At 65.1% G+C, this 25,805-nt stretch carries 28 protein-coding genes and 1 other RNA gene; 16 read left to right on the forward strand and 13 right to left on the reverse strand.

Annotation, left to right across the window (positions count from 1 at the left end):
* Window positions 1-29 precede the first annotated feature (29 nt).
* The 11 genes from cpaB to B6K69_RS05790 all read left to right on the forward strand — a co-directional run bounded on the left by cpaB (window position 30) and on the right by B6K69_RS05790 (window position 11,600).
* Window positions 30-950 carry a Flp pilus assembly protein CpaB gene (cpaB, locus tag B6K69_RS05740; RefSeq protein ID WP_108643110.1) on the forward strand — a complete coding sequence of 307 codons (921 nt, stop codon included), beginning with the start codon at window positions 30-32 and terminating at the stop codon, window positions 948-950.
* A gap of 216 nt (window positions 951-1,166) precedes the next feature.
* The gene (locus B6K69_RS05745; protein WP_108644796.1) at window positions 1,167-2,564 is read left to right on the forward strand and encodes a type II and III secretion system protein family protein; all 1,398 of its coding nucleotides are present in this window, start codon (window positions 1,167-1,169) and stop codon (window positions 2,562-2,564) included.
* Between the two features lie 4 nt (window positions 2,565-2,568).
* Complete coding sequence (locus B6K69_RS05750) at window positions 2,569-3,252, forward strand: OmpA family protein (protein ID WP_108643111.1); 684 nt, start codon at window positions 2,569-2,571, stop codon at window positions 3,250-3,252.
* 247 nt (window positions 3,253-3,499) lie between these two features.
* Window positions 3,500-4,774: a CpaE/TadZ family protein gene (locus B6K69_RS05755; protein WP_108643112.1), complete on the forward strand. Its 1,275-nt coding sequence runs from the start codon at window positions 3,500-3,502 to the stop codon at window positions 4,772-4,774.
* Window positions 4,775-4,797: 23 nt separating this feature from the next.
* Window positions 4,798-6,258: a CpaF family protein gene (locus B6K69_RS05760; protein ID WP_108643113.1), complete on the forward strand. Its 1,461-nt coding sequence runs from the start codon at window positions 4,798-4,800 to the stop codon at window positions 6,256-6,258.
* 11 nt (window positions 6,259-6,269) lie between these two features.
* Window positions 6,270-7,238 (forward strand): type II secretion system F family protein, encoded by a 969-nt coding sequence (locus B6K69_RS05765; protein WP_108643114.1) that lies wholly within the window; start codon window positions 6,270-6,272, stop codon window positions 7,236-7,238.
* Window positions 7,239-7,248: 10 nt separating this feature from the next.
* A complete protein-coding gene (locus tag B6K69_RS05770; protein ID WP_107674573.1) occupies window positions 7,249-8,223 on the forward strand; it encodes a type II secretion system F family protein in 975 nt (324 codons plus the stop codon).
* A 26-nt stretch (window positions 8,224-8,249) separates the two neighbouring features.
* Window positions 8,250-8,789, forward strand: coding sequence for a tetratricopeptide repeat protein (locus tag B6K69_RS05775; RefSeq protein ID WP_418260374.1), 540 nt, complete (start codon window positions 8,250-8,252; stop codon window positions 8,787-8,789).
* A 57-nt stretch (window positions 8,790-8,846) separates the two neighbouring features.
* Complete coding sequence (locus tag B6K69_RS05780) at window positions 8,847-9,704, forward strand: tetratricopeptide repeat protein (RefSeq protein WP_107674599.1); 858 nt, start codon at window positions 8,847-8,849, stop codon at window positions 9,702-9,704.
* Window positions 9,705-9,708: 4 nt separating this feature from the next.
* On the forward strand, window positions 9,709-10,212 hold the full coding sequence (locus tag B6K69_RS05785) for an A24 family peptidase (RefSeq protein WP_107674575.1): 504 nt from the start codon (window positions 9,709-9,711) through the stop codon (window positions 10,210-10,212).
* Between the two features lie 59 nt (window positions 10,213-10,271).
* Window positions 10,272-11,600, forward strand: a complete 1,329-nt coding sequence (locus B6K69_RS05790; protein ID WP_107674576.1) for a P-loop NTPase family protein — start codon at window positions 10,272-10,274, stop codon at window positions 11,598-11,600.
* A gap of 13 nt (window positions 11,601-11,613) precedes the next feature.
* Here B6K69_RS05790 and B6K69_RS05795 read toward each other — a convergent pair whose 3' ends face one another.
* The 3 genes from B6K69_RS05795 to mgtE are packed head-to-tail and all read right to left on the reverse strand — an operon-like array spanning window position 11,614 to window position 14,080.
* Window positions 11,614-12,162, reverse strand: coding sequence for a hypothetical protein (locus B6K69_RS05795; protein WP_108643115.1), 549 nt, complete (start codon window positions 12,160-12,162; stop codon window positions 11,614-11,616).
* Window positions 12,159-12,713 carry a 5-formyltetrahydrofolate cyclo-ligase gene (locus tag B6K69_RS05800; RefSeq protein ID WP_108643116.1) on the reverse strand — a complete coding sequence of 185 codons (555 nt, stop codon included), beginning with the start codon at window positions 12,711-12,713 and terminating at the stop codon, window positions 12,159-12,161. Before B6K69_RS05800 ends, B6K69_RS05795 begins: the two co-directional genes overlap by 4 nt.
* Window positions 12,710-14,080 (reverse strand): magnesium transporter, encoded by a 1,371-nt coding sequence (gene mgtE, locus B6K69_RS05805; RefSeq protein WP_107674580.1) that lies wholly within the window; start codon window positions 14,078-14,080, stop codon window positions 12,710-12,712. The genes B6K69_RS05800 and mgtE overlap by 4 nt, the downstream gene beginning before the upstream one ends.
* Before the next feature lie 140 nt (window positions 14,081-14,220).
* Here mgtE and guaD point away from each other — a divergent pair, with 140 nt between their 5' ends.
* Complete coding sequence (guaD, locus tag B6K69_RS05810) at window positions 14,221-15,495, forward strand: guanine deaminase (protein WP_108643117.1); 1,275 nt, start codon at window positions 14,221-14,223, stop codon at window positions 15,493-15,495.
* A 12-nt stretch (window positions 15,496-15,507) separates the two neighbouring features.
* On the opposite strand, the gene B6K69_RS05815 is transcribed toward guaD, so the two are convergent.
* The 3 genes from B6K69_RS05815 to B6K69_RS05825 all read right to left on the reverse strand — a co-directional run bounded on the left by B6K69_RS05815 (window position 15,508) and on the right by B6K69_RS05825 (window position 17,127).
* Window positions 15,508-16,056, reverse strand: coding sequence for a CHAP domain-containing protein (locus tag B6K69_RS05815; RefSeq protein ID WP_107674582.1), 549 nt, complete (start codon window positions 16,054-16,056; stop codon window positions 15,508-15,510).
* Window positions 16,057-16,215: 159 nt separating this feature from the next.
* Entirely contained in the window at window positions 16,216-16,530 is a 315-nt protein-coding gene (locus B6K69_RS05820; RefSeq protein WP_107674583.1) for a hypothetical protein, read from the reverse strand.
* Between the two features lie 27 nt (window positions 16,531-16,557).
* The gene (locus B6K69_RS05825; RefSeq protein ID WP_108643118.1) at window positions 16,558-17,127 is read right to left on the reverse strand and encodes a hypothetical protein; all 570 of its coding nucleotides are present in this window, start codon (window positions 17,125-17,127) and stop codon (window positions 16,558-16,560) included.
* 265 nt (window positions 17,128-17,392) lie between these two features.
* Between B6K69_RS05825 and B6K69_RS05830 the strand changes: the two genes are divergently transcribed.
* A complete protein-coding gene (locus B6K69_RS05830) occupies window positions 17,393-17,863 on the forward strand; it encodes a hypothetical protein (RefSeq protein ID WP_108643119.1) in 471 nt (156 codons plus the stop codon).
* Window positions 17,864-17,877: 14 nt separating this feature from the next.
* Here B6K69_RS05830 and B6K69_RS05835 read toward each other — a convergent pair whose 3' ends face one another.
* The 3 genes from B6K69_RS05835 to B6K69_RS05845 form a co-directional block, all read right to left on the reverse strand.
* Window positions 17,878-19,221: an 8-oxoguanine deaminase gene (locus B6K69_RS05835; RefSeq protein ID WP_108643120.1), complete on the reverse strand. Its 1,344-nt coding sequence runs from the start codon at window positions 19,219-19,221 to the stop codon at window positions 17,878-17,880.
* A gap of 146 nt (window positions 19,222-19,367) precedes the next feature.
* Entirely contained in the window at window positions 19,368-20,168 is an 801-nt protein-coding gene (locus B6K69_RS05840; protein ID WP_108643121.1) for an inositol monophosphatase family protein, read from the reverse strand.
* 68 nt (window positions 20,169-20,236) lie between these two features.
* Window positions 20,237-20,596: a helix-turn-helix domain-containing protein gene (locus tag B6K69_RS05845; protein ID WP_107674588.1), complete on the reverse strand. Its 360-nt coding sequence runs from the start codon at window positions 20,594-20,596 to the stop codon at window positions 20,237-20,239.
* 332 nt (window positions 20,597-20,928) lie between these two features.
* Here B6K69_RS05845 and B6K69_RS05850 point away from each other — a divergent pair, with 332 nt between their 5' ends.
* Window positions 20,929-21,903, forward strand: a complete 975-nt coding sequence (locus B6K69_RS05850; protein WP_108643122.1) for an NADPH:quinone oxidoreductase family protein — start codon at window positions 20,929-20,931, stop codon at window positions 21,901-21,903.
* On the opposite strand, the gene B6K69_RS05855 is transcribed toward B6K69_RS05850, so the two are convergent.
* Window positions 21,891-22,742 (reverse strand): LysR family transcriptional regulator, encoded by an 852-nt coding sequence (locus tag B6K69_RS05855; RefSeq protein WP_108643123.1) that lies wholly within the window; start codon window positions 22,740-22,742, stop codon window positions 21,891-21,893. The genes B6K69_RS05850 and B6K69_RS05855 overlap by 13 nt on opposite strands.
* Window positions 22,743-22,866: 124 nt before the next feature.
* On the opposite strand from B6K69_RS05855, the gene B6K69_RS05860 reads away from it, so the two are divergent.
* Window positions 22,867-23,097 carry a YjiS-like domain-containing protein gene (locus B6K69_RS05860; protein ID WP_108644798.1) on the forward strand — a complete coding sequence of 77 codons (231 nt, stop codon included), beginning with the start codon at window positions 22,867-22,869 and terminating at the stop codon, window positions 23,095-23,097.
* A 134-nt stretch (window positions 23,098-23,231) separates the two neighbouring features.
* Window positions 23,232-23,969 (forward strand): Bax inhibitor-1/YccA family protein, encoded by a 738-nt coding sequence (locus B6K69_RS05865; protein ID WP_108643124.1) that lies wholly within the window; start codon window positions 23,232-23,234, stop codon window positions 23,967-23,969.
* A 66-nt stretch (window positions 23,970-24,035) separates the two neighbouring features.
* On the opposite strand, the gene B6K69_RS05870 is transcribed toward B6K69_RS05865, so the two are convergent.
* The 3 genes from B6K69_RS05870 to rnpB form a co-directional block, all read right to left on the reverse strand.
* The gene (locus tag B6K69_RS05870; protein ID WP_108644799.1) at window positions 24,036-24,797 is read right to left on the reverse strand and encodes an SDR family oxidoreductase; all 762 of its coding nucleotides are present in this window, start codon (window positions 24,795-24,797) and stop codon (window positions 24,036-24,038) included.
* Between the two features lie 168 nt (window positions 24,798-24,965).
* Complete coding sequence (gene rpmG, locus B6K69_RS05875) at window positions 24,966-25,133, reverse strand: 50S ribosomal protein L33 (protein ID WP_023666545.1); 168 nt, start codon at window positions 25,131-25,133, stop codon at window positions 24,966-24,968.
* 275 nt (window positions 25,134-25,408) lie between these two features.
* Window positions 25,409-25,801: RNase P RNA component class A (rnpB, locus tag B6K69_RS05880), an RNA gene on the reverse strand.
* Window positions 25,802-25,805 lie beyond the last annotated feature (4 nt).

Genomic DNA, 25,805 nt, shown 5'->3' on the forward strand with positions numbered 1-25,805 from the left:
ACGGGGCGCAGGTTCGGAAAGGCTTGTGAATGAGGTCAGTCTTTGCACTTGTGCTGGTGGTCGGCGTGGCCCTTGCCGGCTTTGCCGTTTATTTGGCGCAAGGCTTCATGAGCAAGACCCAGTCCGAGCTGGACCGCGCACGGGCCTATTATGAAAAAACCGGCCGGCTGGTCGAAGTCTATGCCGCCATCAAGCCGATGAAGTTCGGCGATCCCATCACTCAGGCCGATGTGCAGCCCGTCTATGTGCAGGAGAAGCTTCTGCCGGAGGGGGCCTTCCGCGTGCCCAAGCCCGAGCAGCCCGGCACGAAGCCCGCAGCATCGGCAACAACGGCTTCGGCAACATCCGAAGAGACGCAGGCCCCTGCCCTGTTTCCCAAAAACACAGACAAGCCGCGCTTCACCATGCGGTCGCTTGAGAAGAACGAGATCATCCTGGCCAGCCGCGTGACAGAGCCGGGCGAGGTTGCAGGGCTGACCGGCAAGCTGGACAAGGGTATGCGCGCCTTCCAGATCAAGGTGGATGTCGCCTCTGGCGTTTCCGGGTTCGTCATGCCGGACGACCTGATTGATATTTACTGGACCGGGTCCGGGGGCGCCAACGGTTCGGGCGATGTGACCCGGCTTATCGAAAGCGCGGTGCGGGTGATCGCGGTGGACCAGGCCTCGGGTGAGGGGCAGATGGTCCGTTCGGACGCGCGGACGGTAACAGTGGCCGCCACGCCGGAACAGGTTGCCCGGCTGGCGCAGGCGCAAGCCACCGGCCGGATGGCCATGTCGCTTGTCGGTTCATCCGATGACACGGTTTCGGGTCGGGTCGAGGTGGACAGGAACGGTCTTCTGGGAATCGAACAGCAGGAAGTGATCCAGGCAGATGCGCCGAAGGTCTGCACTGTGAAGACGCGCAAAGGCGCGGAAGTTGTAGATATTCAAATTCCCTGCCCGGACTGATGTGAACAAGATCACCCCGGAGATCCGCGCCGGCCACAGAATATGGGGCCGGCGAATTTCATTATTACCAAAGGTTGCGGTATGTTGCAGGTTATCCACATAAGGAATGGCCTGCAAGCTTTTGATTCTTGCAAAAAAACTTAGTATCCTTCAAGTTGTCGCTTGAATATGGGCAAAGAAGACCCAGGCAGAGGCGTGATCGAAAGGGCAGATCACATGAGCATGAAAACAGTCATTACGGTCGGGCTGTTCGGGGCGGCACTTGCCGTATCCGGGCTGGCGCCGGCCTCGGCCGAAGTCCTGAAAGTTCAGACGGGACAGGCGTCCAGTGCTTTGAATGTGCCGATGAACCGCGCCGTTGTGGTGGAAAGCGATGTCCCGTTTGCCGAACTGTCGATTGCCAACCCCGGCATTGCCGACATCTCGACGCTTTCGGACAAGTCGATCTATGTGCTGGGCAAGGCCCCGGGGCGCACGACGCTGACGCTGCTGTCGGCGGACGGGAAGCTGATCTCGAACGTCGATGTGCATGTCACCCCCGACATTGCCGAGTTCAAGGAACGCCTGCAGCAGATCCTGCCGGGCGAGAAGATCGAGGTGCGGACGGCGAATGACGGGATCGTGCTGTCGGGCACGGTCAGTTCGACCATGAAGCTGGACCGGGCGCTGGATCTGGCCAACCGCTATGCGCCGGACCGGGTGTCGAACCTGATGATGGTGGGCGGCACGCAGCAGGTGATGCTGAAGGTGCGCTTCGCGGAAATGCAGCGGTCGGTGTCGAAAAGCCTGAACGGATCATTCGGGGCGCAGCGGACCGGCAGTTCGCATTTCGGCGGCGCGGTGGCAGGCAACATTGACGGCATCAACAACGTGCTGGCCGGGTCGACCGTGACCACCACGGCCAAGGGCGCGCTGGGCCTTGGGTTCAACGTCGGCGCGATCGAATTCGGCGTGCTGCTTGAGGCGCTGGAATCCAAGGGCATGGTGCGGACCCTGGCCGAACCGAACCTGACCGCGCTGTCCGGGCAGGAGGCCAAGTTTCTGGCCGGCGGGGAATACCCGATCCCGGTGTCGCAGGAAAATGGCGTGATCACGGTCGAGTACAAGCCTTTCGGGGTGGAACTGAACTTCACGCCGGTCGTGGTGGATGGGGACATCATCAACCTGACGATCAACGCGGCGGTCAGCTCGATCGACACCACGGTGACGGTCAGCGGCAATGACGGCTTTACCCTGAACGCCTTCAAGCGGCGTGAAACCTCGACCACGGTCGAGATGCGGGACGGCGAAAGCTTTGCGATTGCCGGCCTGTTGCAGGACGACTTCCGCAACCTGAACGATCAGGTGCCGTGGATCGGCGACATTCCGATCCTGGGCGCGCTGTTCCGCAGCGCGGATTACCAGCGGTCGCAATCGGAACTGGTGATCATCGTGACGCCGCATCTGGTGACGCCGGTCAACGGCGAGGCGCTGGCGATGCCGACCGACCGAATCCGCATTCCGACCGAGCGCGAGCTGTTCCTGTTCGGCGATGTGGCCAAGCCCCAGAAGGGCGCCGCCGGTGAGGTGGCGCGGCAGGACTTCTCGTCCTCCTACGGCTATGTGATGGAGTGAGGCGATGAAGATCACCCTTTCCCGCGCCATGGCCGCCACTTGCCTTCTGGCCCTTGCCGCCTGCGGCGAAACCACCACCAGCTTTGACCGCGAACTGGGCGCCGAGGTGGACAAGGGCAGCTTCGGCGATGCGACGATGCACAACACGCTCATCCAGTCGGGTGAGATGGAATACACGATTGCCCTGGCCCAGCGCTTTGCGGCCGAAGTGCCCGATACGGTGAACTTTGCCTTCGACAGCGCCGTGCTGACGCCGCAAGCGATGGAGGTGCTGCGCCGGCAGGCCAATTTCATCCGGCAGTTCCCCGAGGTGCGCTTCAAGGTCTTTGGCCATACCGACCTGGTGGGCAGCCAGAAGTACAACTACAACCTTGGCCTGCGTCGGGCCCGCGCGGTGGTGAACTACCTGACCTCGCAGGGCATCTCGAAATCGCGGCTTGAGGCGGTGGTCAGCTATGGCAAGACGCGGCCGATCATCCAGACCAGCCAGCCCGAGGAACGCAACCGCCGCACGGTGACCGAGGTTTCGGGCTTTGTGAAAAATGCGCCGCTGGTGCTGAACGGCAAATATGCGGCGATCATCTGGCGCACCTATGCAAACTATGCCGGGCAGGACAGCCTTGCCGAGCGTCGACATCCGCCGAACACGAACCTGTCGACACAGGTCGACCCCGGAAAGGGCGGCTGAGCCCAGTCGGAACAAAGACGAAGGCCGGGCGCAATGTCCGGCCTTTGTTATTGCGGGATCGGAAAGAAATCAAAGATTGACGCCGTTTCGGCCCCAATCTCGCCCATTTCCCCGATCAACCTGCCGATAATGGAACGGTTGCGCCTGGCGGAAACCGCCGTGCGCCCGGTGTCTGGAGACCTGCCCCGGCATGACCTGCGTGCCGGCCTGTGTTCCGGGTGCCGTATTGGTAAAGGACGTAAGGCCTATGACGAGCGTGGCGACCCTTCAGCCGGACCCGGCGCCGATCGTGGCGTGCACCGTGTCGCGCGATGTGCAGCAGTTCGAGATCCTGATCGACGACATGGAAGCCGAACTGGGCGAAGCCTGGGGTGACCTGGGCTTTGACGATGCGCTGGTGTTTCTGGATCAGCCCGATTCGGCGGGCCTTGAATTCATTGCCGTCGCGGTCGATGCCGAGGATGAGGGCGACCTGACCCGGATTGCCGCGGTGGTGCGCGCCGCGCGGGAGCATGGGGTGAAGGTGATCCTGGTGGCGAACCAGGTCAGCCCGATGGCGCTGCATCAGCTCATGCGGCTGGGGGCCGAGGATTTCGTGCCCTATCCGCTGCCGGAAGGCGCGCTGCATGACGCGATCGAACGCATCCGCCAGCCGGAACCGGAGGCACCGCCCGCCCGCGGCGGCGCGGCCCTGGCCGAGGAAGACGCCCTGCCCGCCCCCAGCTTCAAGGCCAGGGGCGACCGTCAGGGGGTGCTGATGCCGGTGCATGGCATGGCCGGCGGCACCGGCGCCACGACCTTTGCCGTCAACCTGGCCTGGGAACTGGCGACGGTCGATCCCAAGGACGCGCCGCGCGTCTGCCTGCTGGACCTGAACCTGCAATTCGGTGCGGTGGCAACCTATCTGGACCTGCCGCGCAAGGAGGCGGTGTTCGAACTGCTGACAGACATGGGCGCGCAGGACAGCGATTCGCTGCTGCGGTCGATGCAGACCTTCAACGAAAAGCTGCATGTGCTGACCGCGCCGTCGGACATGCTGCCGCTGGACATCGTTTCGGCCGAAGACATGGGCCGGCTTCTGGACATGGTGATGGCCAATTTCGACTTCGTGCTGGTCGACATGCCGACCACCGTGGTGGCCTGGACCGAGGCCGTTCTGAGCCGGGCGCATGTGTATTTCGCCCTGCTGGAACTGGACCTGCGCAATGCCCAGAACATTCTGCGCTTCGTGCGGGCGCTGAAGGCCGAGGCACTGCCGCATGAAAAGCTGCGCTATGTGCTGAACCATGCGCCGCGCTTTACCGACCTGTCGGCGAAATCGCGGGCGAAGCGGCTGGCGGAAAGCCTGGACATCGTGATCGAGGTGCACCTGCCCGATGGCGGGCCGCAGGTGACGCAGGCCAATGACCATGGCCTGCCGCTGGCGCTGACGGCCGCGAAGAACCCGCTGCGCAAGGAACTGCAAAAGCTGGCGAAATCGCTTTACGACCTGAACAAGGCGGCCGAATCCGGCCGGGTCTGACATCAACCGAGGGGATCTGAAACGTGTTCAGCCGCTTCCGCAAAGACGCCCCCCCTGCCCGCCCGCCGGCCGCGGCCGGCACGCCCGCGGCCCGCGCCGCCGCCGCCGGCCCGGCGGCCGCCCCCAAGGTTGCGCCGGCCACGGCCCGGCCGCTGGCCCCGGCCATGACCGCGCGCAGCCCGGCCGAAGCGGTGGTGGCCGACAAGGAGAAGAAGCGCAAAGACCGGCTGATGGAGCTGAAGCTCGACATCCACAAGCGGCTGCTGGAAAGCCTGAACCTTGCCGCGCTGGAACATGCCACCGAACAGAACCTGAAATCGGAAATTTCGGCGCTGACCTCGGAAGCGCTGGACGAGATGTCGGTCGCGCTGAACAAGGACGACCGCGTCACCCTGGTGCAGGAACTGTATGACGAGGTGATGGGCCTTGGCCCGCTGGAGCCGCTGCTGAAGGACGAGACGGTCAACGACATTCTGGTGAACGGGCCGAAGCGGATTTTCGTCGAACGCGAAGGCAAGCTGGAGCTGACCGATGTCACCTTCCGCGACGAACGCCACCTGTTGCGGATCATCGACAAGATCGTGTCGGCGGTGGGCCGGCGGGTTGATGAATCGAACCCCTATTGCGACGCCCGCCTGGCCGATGGCAGCCGTTTCAACTGCATGGTGCCGCCGGTGGCGGTGGATGGATCGCTGGTGTCGATCCGCAAGTTCAAGAAGGAAAAGCTGCGGATCGAGGATCTGGTCCGCTATGGCGCCTTCACCGAGGAAATCGCCGCCTATCTGCAGGCCGCCGTGTCCACCCGGCTGAACATCATCGTTTCGGGGGGCACCGGGTCGGGCAAGACCACCACGCTGAACGCGCTGTCCAGCTTCATCGACAACACCGAACGGGTGCTGACGATCGAGGATACGGCGGAACTTCAGTTGCAGCAGGTGCATGTGGGCCGGATGGAAAGCCGCCCGGCCAACGTGGAAGGCAAGGGTGCGGTGACGCAGCGCGACTGCCTGCGCAACGCGCTGCGGATGCGGCCGGACCGGATCATCGTCGGCGAAACGCGCGGCGAGGAAGTGATCGACATGTTGCAGGCCATGAACACCGGCCATGACGGTTCGATGACCACGATCCACGCCAACAACCCGCGCGATGCGGTCAGCCGTCTGGAAAACATGGTGGCCATGGCCGGGATCGAAATGCCGCTCAAGGCCATGCGCAGCCAGATTGCCAGCGCCGTCAACCTGATCGTGCAGGCCAGCCGCCTGCAGGACGGCAGCCGCCGCATGGTCAGCGTGACCGAGATCACCGGCATGGAGGGCGACGTGATCTCGATGCAGGAGGTGTTCCGCTATGAACGGCTGGGGATCGAGCCTTCGGGCAAGATCATCGGCCGCTTCAACGCGACCGGCATCCGGTCGGCCTATTCGGAACGCTTCCGGCAATGGGGCTTTGACCTGCCCCATTCGATCTACGAACCCATCGCCTGAGGACGGCCTTCATGCAAATCAGCGCAGCGCCCCTGATCTATATCCTGATCTTCGTGGCCGTCGTGATTCTGGTCGAGGGGCTGTATCTGACGGTCTTCGGCAAGTCGATCAGCCTGAACAGCCGCATTTCGCGCCGGCTGACCCTGCTGGAAAAGAACGGCAACCGCGAACAGGTGCTGGAACAGCTTCGCAAGGAGATGAACCAGCACCTCAATTCCAAGAACATCCCGCTGTATTCGGTGCTGGCCAAGAAGGCGCAGCGGGCCAATATCGCCTTCTCGCCGCAGGCGCTGGTGGGCATCATGGCGCTTTTGTCGATGTTCGCCTTCCTGGCGCTGACGGTGGGCACCGGGGCATCCTTGGGCATCCGGGTGCTGATCGCCATCGGGATGGGGGTTGGCGGGGTTTATGTCTGGGTCAACAACAAGGCCAAGAAGCGCATGGCGCTGCTGGAAGAGCAGTTGCCCGACGCGGTGGAGCTGATGGTGCGGTCCTTGCGGGTGGGCCATCCGTTTTCCAGCGCGGTGGGCATTGTCGCCAAGGAAATTCCCGATCCGCTGGGCACCGAATTCGGCGTGATAGCGGATGAGGCCGCCTATGGCCGCGACATTGCCGAAAGCCTGAAAGCCTTTGCCGAACGGATGGACAGCCAGGATCTGCGCTTCCTTGCGGTGGCGGTGTCGATCCAGCAGCAATCGGGCGGCAACCTGGCGGAAATCCTTGAAGGGCTGTCCAAGGTGGTGCGGGCGCGGTTCAAGCTGTTCCGCCGGGTGCGCGCCATTACCGCCGAGGCGAAATGGTCAGGCATGTTCCTGTCGGGCTTTCCGATCGCGGCGCTGCTGATGATCAACGTGTTGCAGCCCAACTATTACGACGAGGTGCGCGAGACTGCGGTGTTCATTCCGACGGCGCTGGTGGTGTGCGCCTTTCTGGTCATCAACGTGATCTTCATGAAGATCATGGTCAACATCAAGGTCTGAGGGATTTGCCATGTTCTCTGCCGTGAACGAAACCCTCAAGAACCTGCTGGGGCCGCTGGGCCCGCTGATTGCGGTGGGCCTGCTGGGGCTGGTGCTGATCCTGGTCGCGCTGCCCACCATGCTGACCAAGCAGCGCGACCGCTATGCCGAGCTAAAGGATCAGGTCCGCCCCTCGGGCGAAAGCACGCGCCGGCTGCGCCGTGGCAGCGGCCCTGGCGACAAGCTGGAACGCTATGCCCAGTTCCTGGAACCGCAGAAGGCCGAGGAATTGTCGGCGGTGCGGCTGAAGCTGCTGCGGGCGGGCTATCCCGACAAGGGGGCGGTGCGCATCTACCACGCCTCGCGCATGGTGCTGGGCGTGGGCTTTCTGGCGCTGGGGCTGGTCTTCGCGCTGGTGAAATCGGTCTCGGCCGAAGTGTCGACGCAGACGATGGTCATGTACACCATCCTGCCCGGCGCGATTGGATATTTCCTGCCGCAATACTGGGTGACCAAGCGGATGCAGACCCGGCAGACCGAGATCGTCCAGGGTTTTCCCGATGCGCTGGACATGATGCTGGTCTGCGTCGAGGCCGGGCAGTCTCTGGACCAGTCGATCATCCGCGTCGCCCGCGAAAGCCGGGCCGGCTATCCCGCGCTGGCCGACGAATTTGAGATGGTCGCGAATGAGGTCAAGGCCGGCAAGGAACGGGTGCAGGTGCTGAAGGACATGTCCGACCGGGTGGGCGTGCCCGACGTGGCCAGTTTCGTGACCACGCTGGTGCAATCGGCCACCTTCGGCACCTCGGTCGCCGAGGCGCTGCGTGTCTATTCTGCCGACATGCGCGACAAACGCGTGATGCGGGCCGAAGAAAAGGCGAACGTGCTGCCGACCAAGTTGACGCTGGGCACAATGCTGTTCACGGTGCCGCCGCTGCTGATCATTCTGATCGGGCCGTCGGTCTATGGCATTGCGACCATGCTGAGCAAAGGGGTCTTGAGGTAAGGTATCGCGTGGGGCGACTGGGGGGATTGCTTCTGATTGTGGGCCTGCTGGCCGCCTGTGGCAATACGGGCGGCGCGGGCCTGTCACGCAATGCGCCCTATGGGGTGAACCCCCGGCAAGAGGCGGTGGACGGGCTGATCGTGGGCCATCGGCTGATGGAAGCGGGCGAATACGAACTTGCGCTGAAGGCCTATTATCGCGCGGCGGGCGAGGACGGGATCAATGTCGATACGCTGTCGGCCATCGGATCGGCCAATCTCAAGCTGGGGCGGCTGGGACAGGCCGAACTGGTGCTGCGCCGCGCGCTGGAAGCCGACCCGACCTTCGTGCCGGCCCTGAACAACCTGGGGGTTGTCCTGATGGAGCGCGACAAGATCGGCGAGGCCAAGCGCGTGTTCGAACAGGCCTATGCGCTGGACAGTGGCCAATCGGACTCGATCCGCGACAATCTGAAACTCGCTATCGCGAAAAGCGAGGCGCGCGTATATGATACCCCGCAAGAAGAAGGCGAATTCCAGCTCGTCCGGCGGGAAAAGGGGCGGTATGTCCTTTTGACCCAGCTTTGACGGGCCAGGCGTTCCCGAGCAGTGAACGAAAAGCAGTCAACGAAAAGGACGCATGAAATGCGCCATTCTGTGCTTGTTGCGCTGTGCCTGGGCGGCACCGCGTTTGTGGCCGGTTGTCAGGGTAATACGGACGCAGCGGTGCAACGGGCGGTCAAGGACGTGAACGTCATCGACCAATCCAACCTGAATGACATCATGCTGACGGTGGGCGACCCGAACGAGGCGGTAAGCTATTTCCAGGGCGCCTTGCAGAAAGACCCCGGCCGGGTGGACCTGATGCGCGGGCTGGGCAAGTCGCTGGTGCGGGCGGGCAAGCCGGTCGAGGCGGCGCGAGTCTGGGAACAGGTCGTCGCCCATGCCGAGGGCACCAACGAAGACCGGGTGATGCTGGCCGATGCGCAGATCCGCGGCAACCAGTGGGACAAGGCCAAGGCCACGCTGAACACCGTGCCGCCCACGCATGAGACCTATGACCGTTACCGGCTGGAAGCGATGGTGGCCGACAGCGAGAAGAACTGGAAGAAGGCCGACAGTTTCTATGAAATTGCCAGCGGCCTGACGACCAAGCCGGCGGGCGTGCTGAACAACTGGGGCTTTTCCAAGCTGACGCGGAAGGATTATCCCGGCGCCGAGCGGCTGTTCGCGCAGGCGCTGAAGTATGAGCCGGGCCTGTTCACCGCGAAGAACAATCTGGTCATGGCCCGCGCGGCGCAGCGCAAATATGACCTGCCGGTGGTCGACATGACCCAGACGGAGCGGGCCGAACTGCTGTACACAATGGCGCTGGCCGCCATCAAGCAGGGCGATGTTGCGGTGGGCAAGGGCCTGCTGCAACAGGCGGTCGACACGCATCCGCAGCATTTCGAGGCGGCGGCGCGCAGTCTGGCGGCGCTGGATGGCAATGTGGTGAACTGAGGCGATGGAGTTCACGCCACCTGCCCTGCGCACGGCCCTGGTGCTGCTGCCCTTCGTTCTGCCGATCGCGATCTGGGTGTCGTGGTCGGACATGAAGACGATGCGGATTCCCAACATGGCGGTGCTGGCCATGGCGGCGGTCTGGCCGCTGGCGGGCTGGCTGGCGGTGCCGCTGGACCTGTGGCTGTGGGGCTTCGCGATCATGGCCATCGTGCTGCTGGCCGGGTTCATCGGCAATGCGGTGGGCCTGTTCGGCGCGGGCGATGCCAAGTTCGCCGCCGCGATTTCGCCGGTCTTCGTGGGCGGCGATCCGACGCTGATCCTGATGCTGTATGCGGCCTGTTCGATTGCCGCGCTGGCCGCGCACCGGCTGATGAAACATGTGCCGGCCTTTCGCCGGGCCACGCCCGACTGGAAAAGCTGGGCCAGCCCGAAATTCCCGATGGGGCTGGCGCTTTCCGGCATGGCGCTGTTCTACCTTCTCGCCGCCTTCCTGCCCAATCCGTGACATGTTTTACATCCACCTTTGGTTGATTGAGAACTCTGCCTGAAGGGCGTGGGGGAAAAATGAACGTGCAGCTCAACCCGGTGCCGCCGTCCGCAGGGGTGCAGCCCCCTGCCAGCCCGCGCAGCCTGGCGGAAACCGGGATCAGCCCGGTGATGCTGCGCGACCTGCTGCTGAAGACGATGTTCCGCACCAATCTTGATCTGGTGTCCAGCCTGGCGCGCGCGCTGGCCTTGCAGGTGCCGCTGGTGCAGGATCTGGTGGATCAGGCCCGCAGCCAGCGCCTGATCGAGGCGACCGGCACGCTGCACGCCGGGGCGGGCAACGAAATGGGCTACCAACTGACCGACGCCGGCAAGAGCCGGGCGCTGGATGCGCTGTCGCAGTCGGAATATTACGGGGCCTGCCCGGTGCCGCTGGCGCAATACACCGAACAGATCAAGCGGCAGTCGATCCGCGACATCCGGCTGACGCGCGATCAGTTGATGTCGGGCATGGGCCACCTGATCCTGCCGCCCGACCTGATGGCCAATCTTGGGCCGGCGGTGACATCGGGCCGGTCGATCCTGTTCTACGGCCCGCCCGGCAACGGCAAGTCCAGCATCAGCCACGGCATCCGTGCCGCCATTGGCGACAAGATCTATGTGCCGCGCGCCATTGAATATTCCGGCCAGGTGATCAGCGTCTATGACCCGGTGGTCCATGCCGCCGCCGAAACCGCGCTGGACGATCCGACCGCGCTGCGCCGCACCTCGAACCGCTATGACAACCGCTATGTCTATTGCGAACGGCCTTCGGTCATTACCGGGGGCGAGCTGTCACTGGACATGCTGGACCTGGCCTACAACCCCACCGCCCGCACCTATCAGGCGCCGCTGCAACTGAAGGCGACCGGCGGCATCTTCATCATCGACGACCTTGGCCGCCAGGCCGAGCCGCCGCAGAAGATTGTGAACCGCTGGATCGTGCCGCTGGAAGAGCACCGCGATATTCTGGCGCTGCAATCGGGCGAGAAATTCACCGTGCCTTTCGATACGCTGGTGATCTTCTCCACCAACTTCCACCCGAACGAGATTTTCGACGGCGCCGCGCTGCGCCGGATCTTCTTCAAGATCAAGATCGACGGGCCGAACCAGGAAAACTTCCTGAAGATCTTTGCCATGGTGGCGCGGCGCAAGAAGATGCCGCTGGACGAAAAGGCGCTGATGCACCTGCTGAAGGTCAAGTTCCCCACCATCGACAACCGCTATGCCAATTACATGCCGGTGTTCCTGATCGACCAGATGATCAGCATCTGCGATTTCGAGGGGATTCCCTATCAGATGACCCCCGACCTGATCGACCGCGCCTGGGGCAACATGTTCGTGCATCAGGAAGAGATCGCGCGTTAGGCGCGGGGGCGGATCACTCCAGTTCCTTCAGCGTCAGCGTGCGGACGGTGCCGGTTTCGGGGTTGGTGCTACTGCTGCGGAACGAGATCATCGCGTCAGGGGCGTAGAGCAGCACGCCATCGGACATGACCTTGCCATCGGCCCGGATCACCTTGCGGATTTCCACCGCGCGATAGCGGCAATCTTCCCAGTCGATGCTTTGTTCGCCCAGGATTTCCACCTCGGCCACGACGGGGACGGTGCTGCCGGTGATCGGCTTCATCTTGCCTTCGGCGCGGGCCTTGCCGCCGGCCGCGATCACGGCGGCCAGATCGGGAAGATCGCCGTCCCACAGGTATTCGGTCCGCTGGCCGCCGCTTTCATAATCCAGCGGCCAGAGCCCGTCTTTCATCCGCGAGGTCAGCCCTTGCGCGCGGTAGGTCAGCACATCGCCGTCGCGGGCGATGTATTCCAGAAGAAGGCCGCTGTCATAGGTGGCCGTGACAGGCATCCCGTCCGCCGCGAAACAGCCCGCCGCCGCCGGACCTGCCAGCGCCCCCAGAACCAAAGCCAGCCGGATCATGCGAACTCCCTGACGCCTTCCTCGGTCACAATCGCATCAAGGCGCTGATCGGTGGGCTCGATCGGCACCTCGGGCAGTTCCTGCGCGGCGAAGGCAAAGCCGATGGCCAGCGTGGGCCGCCGGGCGCGCAACCCTTCCAGCGTGCGGTCATAGAAGCCGCCGCCATAGCCCAGCCGGTAGCCGCGCGCATCGAAGGCGACCAGCGGCACGATCAGGATTTCGGGTTCGATCCAGGCGCCTTCGGCCGGGATCAGCGCCTTGAAGGCGCCTTCGACCAGCGCGCAGCCGGGCGCCCATTCGCGGAACCGCAGCGGCTGCCCCTTGCCCAGGATGACCGGCACGCCGACCGGGCCCTGATGGGCGGTCATGGCGCCCAGCGGATCAATCTCGGTCCGCATCGCCATATAGCCGGACAGGGGGCGGTTGCGGTGCGGCGCCAGATAATCGGCCAGGATTTCCGCCGCCTGCCCCTGCCCCCGGGCATGGGCCGCGGCACGGGCGGCAAAGGCATCGGCCCGGGCGCGGGCCTTGATTTCGGTCAGCGTCGTCACAGAAGCACCAGCGTTGCAAGGCCAAGGAAGGCGAAGAATCCCATCACATCGGTCAGGGTGGTGACGAAGGTTCCGCTGGCAAGGGCCGGGTCAAGCCCGGCGCGTTCCAGCGTCAGCGGCACCAGAACGCCGCCCAGCGCGGCGACGATCTGGTTCACGATCATCGCCATGCCCAGCACCAGCCCAAGGTGCCAGTCCGAAAAGATGAGCGAACCCGCCACGCCAAGGATCAGCGCCAGGCTGATGCCGTTCAGCAGGCCGGCCACCAGTTCGCGCCGCACCACGCGGGCGGCGTTTGCGCGGGTCAGGTCGCGGGTGGCCAGCGCGCGCACCGCCACCGCCAGCGACTGCGTGCCCGCGATACCGCCGGTCGAGGCGACGATGGGCATCAGCGCGGCCAGGGCCACCAGCGTGGCGATGGTGTTCTGGAACTGGCTGATCACGATGGCCGAGAGCGAGGCGGTGAACAGGTTGATCACCAGCCAGGGCAGGCGCTGCTTGACGGTTTCCACCGGCCCGTCGGACACGCTGGCCTCATCCCCCACGCCGGCCAGACGCAGCATGTCTTCCTCATGCTCTTCGTCCAGCACGTTCATCGCGTCGTCGATGGTGATCACCCCGACCAGCCGGCCCGCGTCATCGACCACGGGGCAACTGATCAGGTGATACTGGTTGAAGATATAGGCCACGTCGGATTCGGCATCGGTTGCCTGAACCGTGCGGAAGCTGTCTTCGCAGATGTCCTTGAGCCGCATGTCGCGGCCCGAGGACAGGATGCGCCCGAGCGTGACATAGCCGGTGGGGTGCATCCGCGGATCGGTCAGGATGACGTGATAGAACTGGTCGGGCAGCCATTCGGCGCCGCGCAGGTAATCGGTGGCCTCGCCCACGGTCCAGTGTTCGGGCGCGACCACCGTTTCGCGCTGCATGAGGCGACCGGCCGAATATTCGGGATAGGCCAGCGCCTGTTCCACCGCCACCCGGTCGGCATCTTCCAGCGCCTCAAGGATCTTTTCCTGCGCCGGGGCCTCAAGGTCTTCCAGAATGTCGACAACGTCGTCGGATTCCAGTTCGCGGACGGCATCGGCGACCACATTGTCGGGCAGCGCCTCGATCACCTCTTCGCGGATCGATTCGTCGATTTCCGACAGCACTTCGCCGTCAATCCCGCCGTGCCACAGCGCCAGCAGCGCCGCCCGTTCATCGGAGGATATCTGTTCCAGAATGTCGGCAACGTCGGCGGCGTGCAGCGGATTGAGCAGCGCATCCAGTTGCGCGACATCCACCGCCTCGACCGCGGCCAGCACCTTGTCCAGCCGCGCAAGGCGCGCGGTTTCCTCGTCGATGCCGATGCGGTCTTCTGCCATTCAGCCCCCTTGCCGCGACGGTGCGCGCGATTGGGGCGACCTTACCGGAAGCAGTTTCTGCGAAACAGGGGAAAGCGCCGGATTTCCTTTCGCCGCCGACCCCTTATTCTGGACGCAGGGACAGGAAAGAAGGAACCCCGATGGCCGATCTTCTACTGGGTCAGGTGCTGAGCTTCGCGGGCGATCCCTTTGTCGAAGGGCCCGGCGCCGCGCGGCACATCACGGCGGGGGGCGTGCTGGTGGAAAACGGCCGCATTGCCGCGGTGGGCGACGGGGCCGCGCTGCGCGCCGCCCATCCGGCCGCGCGGGTGCAGGATTACGGCCGCAGCCTGATTTCGGCCGGGTTTGTCGATGCCCATGTGCATTACCCGCAGACGGCAATCATCGCCTCCTGGGGCAAGCGGCTGATCGACTGGCTGAACAGCTATACCTTTCCCGAAGAGATGCGGTTTGCCGACCCCGCCTATGCGGCCGAGATCGCCGAGCGATACCTTGATCTGGTCACCGCCAATGGCACCACCACGGTCTGCACCTATTGCACCATCCACCCCGCCAGCGTGGAGGCGATCATGGCCGCCGCGCAAGGCCGCGGCCTGCGGCTGTTCGCCGGCAAGACCTGCATGGACCGCAACGCCCCCGAAGGGCTGCGCGACACGGCGCAGGCGGGCTATGACGAATCCAGGGCGCTTTTGCAGAAATGGCACGGGCGGGACCGGCTGTCCTATGTGATCACGCCGCGATTCTCGCCCACATCGACGCCGGAACAGTTGCAGGCGCTTGGCGCCTTGTGGCGCGAATACCCCGATTGCCTGATGCAGACGCATCTGAGCGAGCAGCCCGACGAGATTGCCTGGGTGAAAGAGCTGTTCCCGCAATCGCGTGACTATCTGGACACTTATGAGGCGCAGGGTCTGCTGCGGGAAGGGGCGGTCTATGGCCATGCCATCCACCTGACCGCGCGCGAAAAGGCCCGGCTGGCCGAGGCGGGGGCCAGTGTGGTGCATTGCCCGACGTCAAACACCTTCATCGGGTCGGGGCTGTTCGACATGGGGCTGGCCACGCAGTTGCGCGTGGGGCTGGCCACCGACACCGGGGGCGGATCGTCGTTTTCCATGCTGCGGACCATGGCGGCGGCCTATGAGGTGGCCCAGTTGCGCCATCAGCCGCTGCATCCGTCGCAACTGTGGTGGCTGGCGACGCAAGGATCGGCCCGGGCGCTGCGGGCGGATCACCTGATCGGCAATATCGCCGTGGGGATGGAGGCCGATCTGGTGGTGGTGGACCTGGCCTCGACGCCGGCCATCGAACAGGCCACGCGGCGGGCCGAAGACCTGTGGCAGGCGCTGTTCCCCACGATCATGATGGGCGATGACCGCGCCATCCGCGCGGTCTGGGCCAATGGCCGCCGGCTTTAGGCTGGCGGGGGGTCAGCCTTCCGATTCGGGTTCGGGGTAGATGAAGCCGCTGATCGGATAGGGGCGGCCCAGCGTGCCGGGCTGGCTTTCCACGCGCACAAGGCTCCAGTCGTTCTTTTCCGACACGTCGATCACCGCCATGGCCAGCGACACCTTGTTGCGCTGCCAGTTGGCATGGTCGATCAGGATTTCACGCGGCGAAACCACATCCGACACCACGGCAACATGGCCCATCGGCAGCTTGCGGGTGCCCGAGAACACCATGACCGAGCCGACATCGGGATCATGACCGCGTTCATAGATGCCCTTGGCCGAGTTCCACCAGGTTTCCGCATTGCCGCGCAGTTCGATCCCGCTGGCGGTGCGGGCGAAGGGCACGCACCAGACGCGCTGGCCACGGGCGCGCTTGGCCTGGGCTTCCTGCACGGCTTCCTTGGTGGAGATGTGCAGCGTCGGATCGGGCGGCGTGTCGCGGGTGACGGGTGCGGCGCAGGCCCCCAGCAGGGCAAGAAGAAGGCCCGAAGCCATCAGTCGCAGCGATGCGGCGCGGATAAGTGTCATGTGGTCTCTGTCCCCAGGTGCCTGTTCCGGCGTGCCGTTTTCGGCGCGGTGGAAATTCCCCGGATCGGGGCAGGCTGGCAAGCGCTCAGAGTCACGATTGGCAACAATCCGCCAGCGGACTGTAATGAAGCGGCCGAATCCGTGACCGGACGGCCTGAATCAGAGGTCGAGTTCCCAGCCGTCGGGATAGAAATCGTGCTTCAGCGCAATCGAGGTGGAGATCCGTTCATACTTCCAGATCTCTTCGGCGGTGACGGGAATCGGGCCGATGGCGGCCACCAGCGTGTCACTATCCACCCGCCGGGTGCGGAATCCCTCGATCCGCAGGGCACGTTCCAGCGCGGGCCAGGACGCATCCATTTCCTCGATGAAGAAGGCGTATTCGACCACCGCCGTCTTCGGCAGGCTGACCCCCTTCGACTGGCGGAAGGTGTCAAAGGTCTCGCGACGCTGGGCTTCGAAATTGTGGTCCATGGCGGGGCTCCCTGCCCGCCTTCTAGCTTACCCGTGGTGGTGACAGAAGCCCTGATCGTAGGCTGAGTCCCAGGTCCAGCCGCTGGCATTCAGCGCCTCGAAGGCAAGGGGTGCCAGCTTTCGCGTCTTGCCGTCTTCAGTGACCGTCATTTGCAGCAGATCGACATTGCAGGCGAAGGCCGTTCCGGCCAGTTCGCCGACATGTTCATAACCGACCACCGTAAACTGATTGTCGATGAATTGCAGCTTGGTGACGTTCCGCCCGCTGCCCTCTTCATCGGCATATTCGGTGACGATGGCCAGGATGCTGCCGTCTGCCTGATCCAGAACCTCCAGATCCTGCCGGGTGGCAAAGGCCCCCAGCGCGATTTCGGGGTTGTCGAACTGCGGCTCGCCCTCGGGCAGCGCGGGGCTGCCGGGGCCGCCGCCCCAGATCGTCAGCCGGGCCATGTCGCGGTTCTGGGTCAGCCGGGCGAAGAAGGTGAACCCGTCGCCCGACGCGCCGGCCCAGTTGCCGCTGGCCTCGGACAACACGGTTTGCGCGGCGGCAGGCTGGGCAAGGGCCAGGGTCAGGGCAAGGGCGGGCAACAGGCGCATCGGTCTCTCCGGCAGGGTCGGGGCTGACGATGCCATTGCCGGCCCCGGAATGGAAAGGCGGGAAAACCCGACAGGGCGCGGGGCGCGCAGGCGTTCTGTCCGTGTGGCCTTGCCTTTCTTGCGGCTTTGCGGGTTTCTTGTCCTGTCGCAGCGGCCCGGAGCAGGGCAGCACAGCCTGACCCCGGTCGCCGCGGCGCCATGACCCGTTGACGGTCGGGCCCGGCCCGGCTCTGATCCGGCCCCGCACCTTCTTGAGGAGACCCTGATGCGTGCCCTCGCCCTGCTTGCTGCCGCTGCCATGGTCGTCAGCCTGTTCCTGCCCTGGCTGAGCCTGGGTCAGGCCGGCTCCGGCTTCGTGCCCTGGGATCTGGTCAAGAACCTTGACCCGAATTCCGAGACCCTGCAGCGTTTCGCCGGTGATGCGCCCCCGGCGCTGCTTGTGTTCCTGGCCACCTTTGTTCTGGCGGCGGTGTTCCTGGTGCTGGCCGTTGTCGGCGTGGCCTCGCGGGTGCTGGCGGTTGTCGCCGGGGGCGGGGCGGTGGGTCTGGTGGTCTATGCCCTGTGGCAGGCCCGTCAGGGCGCGCTGGATCTGGGCGTGCCGATCCCGTCGACCAACAACCTTGCCGACATGGCCGAACAGGCGTCGCAGGTCATGGGCATGGGCGCCTGGGCCTGGGGCGGCGGCGCGGTGCTGCTGCTGTTCGCCGGTCTGGTGGGCTTTCCCCGCCGGGGCTGACAGCCGGCCGGCGTTCAGCCCTGCAAGGCGCGGGCCAGCGCGGCCTGCCGTTCGATCACGCGCGGCAGGTCGATGGTGGTGATCTGGCCGCCGCGCACCACCTGCCGCCCTTCGACGAACAGATCGCGCACGCGGTTCGGGCCGCACAGCACCAGCGCGGCCACCGCATCCCAGGCGCCGGCGGCCTCGACCCCCGACAGATCCCAGATCGCCAGATCGGCGCGCTGGCCCGGGGCCAGACTGCCGCAATCATCGCGCCCCAGCACGCGGGCACCGCCCAGCGTGGCGATCTCAAGCGCCTCGCGCGCGGCCATGGCATCGGCCCCGCGCGCCACCCGCTGCAACAGCAGCGCCTGCCGCATCTCGGCTGCCAGATTGCCGGCATCGTTCGATGCGCTGCCATCCACGCCAAGGCCCACCTTCACCCCGGCATCCCGCATGGCCCGCACCGGCGCGATGCCGGAACCAAGGCGACAATTCGAACATGGGCAATGGGCAACCCCCGTCAGGCTGCGGGAGAAAAGTTCAATTTCCGAACAATCCAGCTTCACGCAATGGGCGTGCCAGACATCGGCCCCGACCCAGCCCAGATCTTCGGCATATTGCCCCGGACGGCAGCCGAACCGCGCCAGGGAATAGGCGACATCCTCATCATTCTCGGCCAGATGGGTGTGCAGCATCACGCCCTTGTCGCGCGCCAGAAGGGCGGTGTCGCGCATCAGGTCGCGGCTGACCGAGAAGGGCGAACAGGGGGCCAGCCCCACCCGCAGCATGGCGCCGGGGCGGGGATCGTGAAAGCGGTCCACGACGCGGATCATGTCGTTCAGGATCGCCGCCTCACGCTCGACCAGCGCGTCGGGGGGCAGGCCGCCCTGCGATTCGCCAATGCTCATGGCGCCGCGCGTGGGGTGAAAGCGCAGGCCCAGTTCGGCGGCGGCGGCGATGGTGTCATCCAGCCGCGCGCCGTTGGGGTAAAGATAAAGGTGGTCCGAGGTCAGGGTGCAGCCCGACAGCGCCAGTTCGGCCAGGCCCACCTGCGCGCTGGTGAACATCTCATCCGGGCCGAAACGCGCCCAGATCGGATACAGCGTCTTCAGCCAGCCGAAGAGCAGCGCATCCTGCCCGCCCGGCACCACGCGCGTCAGCGTCTGGTACAAATGGTGATGGGTGTTCACGAGGCCCGGCGTCACCACGCAGCCCGCCGCCTCGATCACCTCGGCGCCGGGGGGCGGGGCCAGCCCCTGCCCCACCGCTGCCACAACGCCGGCGCGGATCAGAACGTCACCGCCGGCGATTTCCTCCCGCGCGGGGTTCATCGTCACCACGGTGGCGGCATTGCGAATCAGGATGTCCGGCATGGCGTTCCCCTTGGCCCCTTCGGTGGAACACCCGGGCGGACCGACAGAAAGGGCAAAGGACTCGGGCTCCGCCCCCGCAGCCTAGCGCCGGGGAACGGGCGCGCTCAAGCCTTTTTCGGACGATGGCCGCGCGGGCGGCGGTCGGATCAGCCCGCGTTCAGCAGCGCCAGCGCCTCGGCATGGATGTCGCGGTTCGCCGCCGCCAGAACGCGGCCGCCCTGCGGACAGGGACGACCCTGCCAGTCGGTCACGATGCCGCCGGCGGCTTCGATCACGGCAATCGGGGCCTGCACGTCATAGGCCTGCAAGCCGGCTTCGATCACCAGATCAATCTGCCCGGCCGCGATCAGCGCATAGGCGTAGCAATCGGTTCCGTAACGGACGAGTTTCGCCTTGGGCGCCACGCGGCGGAAGGCGGCGCCTTCCTCGGGCGTGCCGACTTCGGGGAAGGTGGAAAACAGGATCGCTTCGGACAGGGGGCGCGGGGCGCGGGTTTTCAGCGCCGCGCGGCCCATGGGCCCGTTCACCGCGGCCTGGCCGAAGCCCCCTTCGAACCGTTCACCGATATAGGGCTGGTCGATGAGGCCATAGATGGGGCCGGTCGCATCGGCGACCGAGATCAGCACGCCCCAGGTCGGGGTGCCTGACAGATAGCCGCGGGTGCCGTCGATCGGGTCCAGCACCCAGGTCAGGCCGCTGGTGCCTTCGACGGGGCCGAATTCTTCGCCCAGGATGCCATCCTGCGGGCGGCGGCGGGCCAGAATGGCGCGCATCCGCTGTTCGGACAGGCGGTCGGCCACGGTGACCGGGTCGAACCGTTCGGTTTCCTTGGTTTCGGCCGAAAGGCCCGCCCGGCGGAAATGCAGAAGCGTTGCCGCACGGGCGGCATCCGCCAGTTCATGCGCAGTGGCCCTCAGATCGGCCGCCACATCCAAAGAAAGGTTCATCAGATTCGCTCCGCTGGCTTTTCCCCGGCGCTATCCGGCGCCGGGGGGCCGGTCAAGCGGCGCGTGGTTCAGGCCGCGTCGGACAGCACGCGCGCCAGATCGAACAGGCGGCGGCGCTGCGCTTCGGGGATCGCGTAATACGACCGGACAAGCTCCAGTGCTTCCTTGTCGGCCATGAAATCGCCCTGCGTGGTCTTGGGCATGTCTTCGCCCGCGATGCCTTCGAAGAAGAAGGCGATCTGCACGCCAAGGGCATCTGCGATGTCCCACAGCCGCGAGGCGCTGACCCGGTTCATGCCGGTTTCATATTTCTGGATCTGTTGGAACTTGATCCCAACCTTGTCCGCAAGTTGTTGTTGGGTCATGCCCACCATCCAACGACGATGACGAATGCGTTTACCGACATGAGCGTCAACGGGATGCTTCATTCTTAACTCCTACTAGCGCGGCGCACCGCGCGGGCCCCCCTACACCTGATAAGCACATTCCATGCCAATCACGGGATATTCTGAAAAACAATTCTGGAGAAGTAAACGACCTCTAAACCTATCCATTTGGACAGGTGCTTTTGCACAATCGTATAACAATTCATTGCTGTCATCACCATACACCCTGAATTGCTTGCCTGCATACGAACTCGCCTTTTTGGGGAAACCCGAATTGAAATGCAGTATGCGCAACGATTTTTGCATTTTGCAAACGCTTGCCTTCCCGCGACACCGGCGCCACCTTCTGCGGACCACCCGCCCAAGGAGACGCCATGCGCGCCTGGAAACTTCGCGAGCTTGGCCAGCCGGCCACATTGGAACAGGGGGCGCGGCCGGTGCCCGGGCCGGGCGAGGCGCTGGTGCGGGTCTGTGCGGCGGGGCTGAACTTCGCCGATCTGCTGATGGCCGAGGGCCGCTATCAGGACCGGCCCGCCCTGCCCTTCACCCCCGGCCTTGAACTGGCCGGCCGGGTCGAGGCGCTTGGCTCCGGCACGGCGGGCCCCGCCCCCGGCAGCCGCGTGGCGGCCCATGTCGCGGGCGGTGCCTTTGCCGATTATGCCGTGGTGCCGGTCGCGCGCCTGCTGGCGCTGCCCGACGAGATGCCGATGACCACCGCCGCGGGCTTTCAGGTGGGTTATGGCACCGCGCATCTGGCGCTGACCCATGCCGCGCGGCTGCGCGCCGGGGAAACGCTGTTCGTCACCGGCGCGGCGGGCGGGGCCGGGCTGACCGCGGTGGAGGTGGGTCGCGATCTGGGCGCGCGGGTCATTGCGCAGGTGCGCGGGCCGGAAAAGGCAGCACTGGTCCGCGCGGCGGGGGCCGAGGCGGTGATCGACAGCCGCGAGCCCGACCTGAAGGCCGCGCTGCGGGCCCTGGGCGGGGTGGATGTGGTCTATGATACGGTGGGCGGCCCCGGTTTTGACGCGGCCCTGCGCGCCACCCGGCCGGGCGGGCGGCTGCTGGCCATCGGCTTTGCCGGCGGCGAGGTGCCGAAGGTGGCGCTGAACCATCTGCTGGTGCGCAATGTCAGCGTGATCGGCTTCTGGTGGGGCGGCTATCTTGGCTTTGCCCCCGAGGCGCTGACGGCCAGCCTTGCCGCGCTGATCGGGCGCTGGCAGGCCGGCGCGCTGCGCCCGCATATCAGCCAGATCCTGCCCTTCGAGGCGTTGCCTGAAGGGCTGGCGATGATCCGCGACCGCAAGGCCACCGGAAAGATCGTGCTGCGGATCGACGATCAGGCCGAATAGGCGCGGCGCAGCTCGGACAGCAGCATGTCAGACACCTCATCCCGCCGGGCGCCGCCGGGATAGAGGCAGATCGAGGTGCGGCCCAGCGCCGGCAGGCCGGCCTCGGGCCGGATCGGCGCCATGCCTTCGGTCAGCGTGCCTTCCATCCGCACCGTCACGGCCAGATCGGCGGCCACCGTCGCCTCGACCGCCTGTTCGCTTTCGCCGCCGGTGGCCATTTCCCAGGGGATGCCCGCCGCATCCAGCGCCGCCTGCGCCGCCGGGCGGAAGATGCAGGTATCCTTGAAGCCCAGCCGCAGCGGCCGGCGCTGCCAGACCAGCCCGTCCGGCGCCCCTGCCCAGATCAGCCCGCGCGACGACAGCACCTCGGCGGTGCGGTCGGGGTGTTCCTCCGTTGTCACCATCGCGTCGAATTCGCCGCGCGCGAAGCCTTCCTTCAGCAGCAGCGTGAAGGAAGACACCAGATTCACCCGCACGCGCGGGTAAACCTGCGCCAGCCGCTTCAGGATGCCGGGGATCGCCGGATAGATGATGTCATGCGGCACGCCCAGCCGCAGTTCGCCTTCGTGCCCGCCGGCCCCGAACCGCGACAACACCTCGTCATTCAGGGCCAGCATCCGGCGGCCATAGGACAGAAGCTGCTCGCCTTCGCTGGACAGGGCCAGCTTGCGGGCGGCGCGCAGGAACAGGGTCTGGCCCAGCGAATCCTCCAGCCGCTTGATCTGCATCGACACCGCCGATTGCGTCAGGTTCAGGAACCCGGCGGCCCGTGTCACACCGCCGACATCGGCGACGGTCACGAAAGAGCGCAGGGCAGACAGGTCAAGGTTGCGCGGCATATCACAGATCCTGATTCTTCGCGTCACAATCATTCGTTTCACTAATGAATATATTGGCGATATAGATCAGGCAAGATGATGATCCGGCACCGGCCGATCACTTGTTTCGATGAAAGGAACGACCATGTCCGCCCATGTCACCGCGATCAGCCTGCCCCGCGTGCAGCCCGCCGCGCGGCCGACTTTCAAGGGGTTCGTTGCCGCTGCCCTGCGGCGGATGGACCTGCAGCGCCAGCGCGACCGTCTGGCCCTGCTGGACGCACGGATGCTGCGCGACATCGGTCTCAGCGCCGAAGCCGCCGCCACCGAGGCCGCGCGCGCGGTGTGGAACGCCCCGGACCATTGGCAGCGCTGACCGGAAACCGGGCGGGCCGGCGGCTTTTTTCGGACGTAAATTCTTGAAATCCGCCCCCCGTCTTCCGATATTCCGTGCATGAGGTGCGCCGGTTTCCCCGGCGTTGCCCTTAGGGACAACATCGGAGGCTTCATATGGCACAATATGAAACGGTCAGCAGCGTAGGCATCGGCGCCCGCGCGCGGCTTGACGAGGGGCTTCGCGCCCACATGAACAAGGTCTACGGGCTGATGTCCGTGGCGATGCTGGTGACGGGTGGCGTTGCCTGGGCCGTTGGCACGTCGGATGCGCTGTTCTCGATCCTGCGCGACCCGATGACGCTGCGCCCCAACATCCTGGGCTGGATCGTGATGTTCGCGCCGCTGGCGATGGTTTTCGCCTTTGGCGCGGTGATCAACCGCCTGTCCTATGCCGGCGCGCAACTGTTCTTCTATGTCTATGCCGCTGTCATGGGCCTGTCGCTGGCCTGGATCTTCAAGGCCTTCACCGGCGCCTCGATCGCGCAGACCTTCCTGATCACCGCCATCGCCTTCGCCGCGCTCAGCCTTTACGGCTATACCACCAAGCGTGACCTGTCGGCCTTCGGCACCTTCCTGATCATGGGTCTGGTCGGCCTGATCGTGGCCTCGATCGTGAACCTGTTCCTGGCCTCGGGCGCGCTGGCCTTCGCGATCTCGGTCATCGGCGTGCTGATCTTCGCGGGTCTGACCGCGTTTGACACCCAGCGCATCAAGACCGACTACCTGCAACACGCGCAGGCGATGGATCAGGAATGGCTTGGCAAATCGGCCATCATGGGGGCGCTGAACCTCTACCTCGACTTCCTGAACCTGTTCATGTTCCTGCTGCAATTCCTGGGCAACCGCGAATAAGCGGGACGCAAGACTGACGAAGGGCCGGGGTTTTCCCGGCCCTTTTTCGTTGAACCCGTGCTCGGATCAAACCTTGGAGATGGAATTGCCACCGTCTGCCAGCATCGCCGTTCCGGTCACAAAACTCGCCAACCCTGAAGCAAGGAACAGGGCGGCATTTGCAATCTCTTCCGGGCGGGCAATCCGCTTGAGCGCATGAAGATTGGCGATGAACGAAGCTGCGCCCGGATTCGTGGCCGCCTCTCCAGCCATGGCCGTCATGGTTCCACCGGGCAAAAGCGCGTTGGCACGGATGCCTCTTACGCCGTATTCCACAGCAATCGCCTGCACCAGCCCGACCAGCCCTGCCTTCGATGCCGCGTAGCTGCCCATCCCCGGCAGGGTTGCGGTATGTCCAATGAAAGATCCGGTGAAGATCAATGATCCGCCCCCGCGCGCGACCAGCGCCGGAAGCTGCGCCCGCGCGGCAAGACAAGCCGAGGTCAGGTTGGTCGCTAGGACGTCGGCCCATTCCTCGGGCGGGGTATCCGCAACCATCCGGCCGCTGCCTAGACGTCCGGCATTGTTGAATGCACCATCCAGCCCTCCAAACCGCGATTGGGCCTGCTCGACCAGCGCCTCTGCATAACCGGGGTCAGTGACATCCCCGGCCAGTATCGCCGCCCTGCCACCGCTGGCGGTGATGGCGGCCGCAACGGCGGCAAGTTCACGCTCGCGCCGTGCCCCGAGGACGACCGCTGCACCGTTCCTTGCGAACAGTCCGGCGGCGGCCGCCCCGATCCCGCTTGAGGCGCCCGTTATGATGAAAACCTTGTCTTTCAGAAGCATCGCAATTCCCTGTGCCATCGATACAAGGAACCTAGGTCGACAGGGCAAATGCCTCGACCCGAAAGCTGCGGAAACACGATCCTTTATCTTCGCCAGCAGGCGCGAAGCTCCGCAATGCAAAAGGCCGCCCAGACAGGGCGGCCTTTTGACATCGTAGGGAAGGCGATCTTACTTGATCTTGCCTTCCTTGTATTCGACATGCTCCCGCTTGACGGGGTCATACTTCTTCACGACCATCTTTTCGGTCATGGTGCGGGCATTCTTCTTGGTCACATAGAAGTGCCCGGTGCCCGCCGTCGAGTTCAGACGGATCTTGATCGTCGTCGGCTTCGCCATTGTCGTGTCTCCTGTGCCGGGAAAACCGGTGTTCCCCCGCGAAATCCTTGAAGCCCGCCTTTTACGCGCGCGCCTGCCGGAGTCAACAGCGAAAGAGCAGCCTACGGCGGGAAATCGACCGCGCGCGGGTGTCGGCGGCGGGGGCGCTTCACCCCCCGCACCCCCAGAAGGTATTTGGGCCAAGAGGAAGCCGGGGTCTTCCAGTTGGCGCAAATACCCCGGGGGGCTCTTCGCGGCAGCGAAGAGGGGGGCAGCGCCCCCCTTTGGCGGCAGAATTGCGCGGATGGCCTGTAAGCCGGATTCTGTCCAGGCGTTGCCGCCCTGGATGACCATTCCTCTGCCGCTCGCGTTGCCGCGGCGGTCAAGCTGCCAACCCGGGCCTCTCGGGCTGAAGCGTCCCTGCGGCGGTATCGGTTTCCCGACCTGCCCCGCGCGAGGCCCCTATTCGGCATTGCTCCGGGCGGGGCTTGCCATGCCGGTCCGGTTGCCCGTCCCGCGGTGGGCTCTTACCCCACCGTTTCACCCTTGCCCCGGGCGAACCTGGGGCGGTCTCGTTCTCTGTGGCGCTTTCCCTGGGGTTGCCCCCGCCGGGGGTTACCCGGCGCCCTTGCTTCATGGAGTCCGGACTTTCCTCGAACGTTGCCGCCCGCGGTCATCCAGCCATCCGCGCGA

The organism is Pseudogemmobacter blasticus (assembly GCF_003071405.1).
In the GTDB taxonomy this organism is placed as follows: Bacteria; Pseudomonadota; Alphaproteobacteria; order Rhodobacterales; family Rhodobacteraceae; genus Pseudogemmobacter; species Pseudogemmobacter blasticus.

What these genes read in the sequence shown, in the direction of transcription:
- B6K69_RS05795 (WP_108643115.1), bottom strand. Translation starts at nt 12,162, where the DNA reads ATGATCCGGCTGGCTTTGGTTCTGGGGGCGCTGGCAGGTCCGGCGGCG.
- B6K69_RS05790 (WP_107674576.1), top strand. Translation starts at nt 10,272, where the DNA reads ATGAACGTGCAGCTCAACCCGGTGCCGCCGTCCGCAGGGGTGCAGCCC.
- B6K69_RS05850 (WP_108643122.1), top strand. Translation starts at nt 20,929, where the DNA reads ATGCGCGCCTGGAAACTTCGCGAGCTTGGCCAGCCGGCCACATTGGAA.
- B6K69_RS05855 (WP_108643123.1), bottom strand. Translation starts at nt 22,742, where the DNA reads ATGCCGCGCAACCTTGACCTGTCTGCCCTGCGCTCTTTCGTGACCGTC.
- B6K69_RS05820 (WP_107674583.1), bottom strand. Translation starts at nt 16,530, where the DNA reads ATGGACCACAATTTCGAAGCCCAGCGTCGCGAGACCTTTGACACCTTC.
- B6K69_RS05815 (WP_107674582.1), bottom strand. Translation starts at nt 16,056, where the DNA reads ATGACACTTATCCGCGCCGCATCGCTGCGACTGATGGCTTCGGGCCTT.
- B6K69_RS05785 (WP_107674575.1), top strand. Translation starts at nt 9,709, where the DNA reads ATGGAGTTCACGCCACCTGCCCTGCGCACGGCCCTGGTGCTGCTGCCC.
- B6K69_RS05755 (WP_108643112.1), top strand. Translation starts at nt 3,500, where the DNA reads ATGACGAGCGTGGCGACCCTTCAGCCGGACCCGGCGCCGATCGTGGCG.
- rpmG (WP_023666545.1), bottom strand. Translation starts at nt 25,133, where the DNA reads ATGGCGAAGCCGACGACGATCAAGATCCGTCTGAACTCGACGGCGGGC.
- cpaB (WP_108643110.1), top strand. Translation starts at nt 30, where the DNA reads ATGAGGTCAGTCTTTGCACTTGTGCTGGTGGTCGGCGTGGCCCTTGCC.
- B6K69_RS05870 (WP_108644799.1), bottom strand. Translation starts at nt 24,797, where the DNA reads ATGCTTCTGAAAGACAAGGTTTTCATCATAACGGGCGCCTCAAGCGGG.
- B6K69_RS05745 (WP_108644796.1), top strand. Translation starts at nt 1,167, where the DNA reads ATGAGCATGAAAACAGTCATTACGGTCGGGCTGTTCGGGGCGGCACTT.
- mgtE (WP_107674580.1), bottom strand. Translation starts at nt 14,080, where the DNA reads ATGGCAGAAGACCGCATCGGCATCGACGAGGAAACCGCGCGCCTTGCG.
- B6K69_RS05750 (WP_108643111.1), top strand. Translation starts at nt 2,569, where the DNA reads ATGAAGATCACCCTTTCCCGCGCCATGGCCGCCACTTGCCTTCTGGCC.
- B6K69_RS05840 (WP_108643121.1), bottom strand. Translation starts at nt 20,168, where the DNA reads ATGAACCTTTCTTTGGATGTGGCGGCCGATCTGAGGGCCACTGCGCAT.
- B6K69_RS05765 (WP_108643114.1), top strand. Translation starts at nt 6,270, where the DNA reads ATGCAAATCAGCGCAGCGCCCCTGATCTATATCCTGATCTTCGTGGCC.
- B6K69_RS05835 (WP_108643120.1), bottom strand. Translation starts at nt 19,221, where the DNA reads ATGCCGGACATCCTGATTCGCAATGCCGCCACCGTGGTGACGATGAAC.
- B6K69_RS05860 (WP_108644798.1), top strand. Translation starts at nt 22,867, where the DNA reads ATGTCCGCCCATGTCACCGCGATCAGCCTGCCCCGCGTGCAGCCCGCC.
- B6K69_RS05780 (WP_107674599.1), top strand. Translation starts at nt 8,847, where the DNA reads ATGCGCCATTCTGTGCTTGTTGCGCTGTGCCTGGGCGGCACCGCGTTT.
- B6K69_RS05845 (WP_107674588.1), bottom strand. Translation starts at nt 20,596, where the DNA reads ATGAAGCATCCCGTTGACGCTCATGTCGGTAAACGCATTCGTCATCGT.
- guaD (WP_108643117.1), top strand. Translation starts at nt 14,221, where the DNA reads ATGGCCGATCTTCTACTGGGTCAGGTGCTGAGCTTCGCGGGCGATCCC.
- B6K69_RS05770 (WP_107674573.1), top strand. Translation starts at nt 7,249, where the DNA reads ATGTTCTCTGCCGTGAACGAAACCCTCAAGAACCTGCTGGGGCCGCTG.
- B6K69_RS05865 (WP_108643124.1), top strand. Translation starts at nt 23,232, where the DNA reads ATGGCACAATATGAAACGGTCAGCAGCGTAGGCATCGGCGCCCGCGCG.
- B6K69_RS05825 (WP_108643118.1), bottom strand. Translation starts at nt 17,127, where the DNA reads ATGCGCCTGTTGCCCGCCCTTGCCCTGACCCTGGCCCTTGCCCAGCCT.
- B6K69_RS05830 (WP_108643119.1), top strand. Translation starts at nt 17,393, where the DNA reads ATGCGTGCCCTCGCCCTGCTTGCTGCCGCTGCCATGGTCGTCAGCCTG.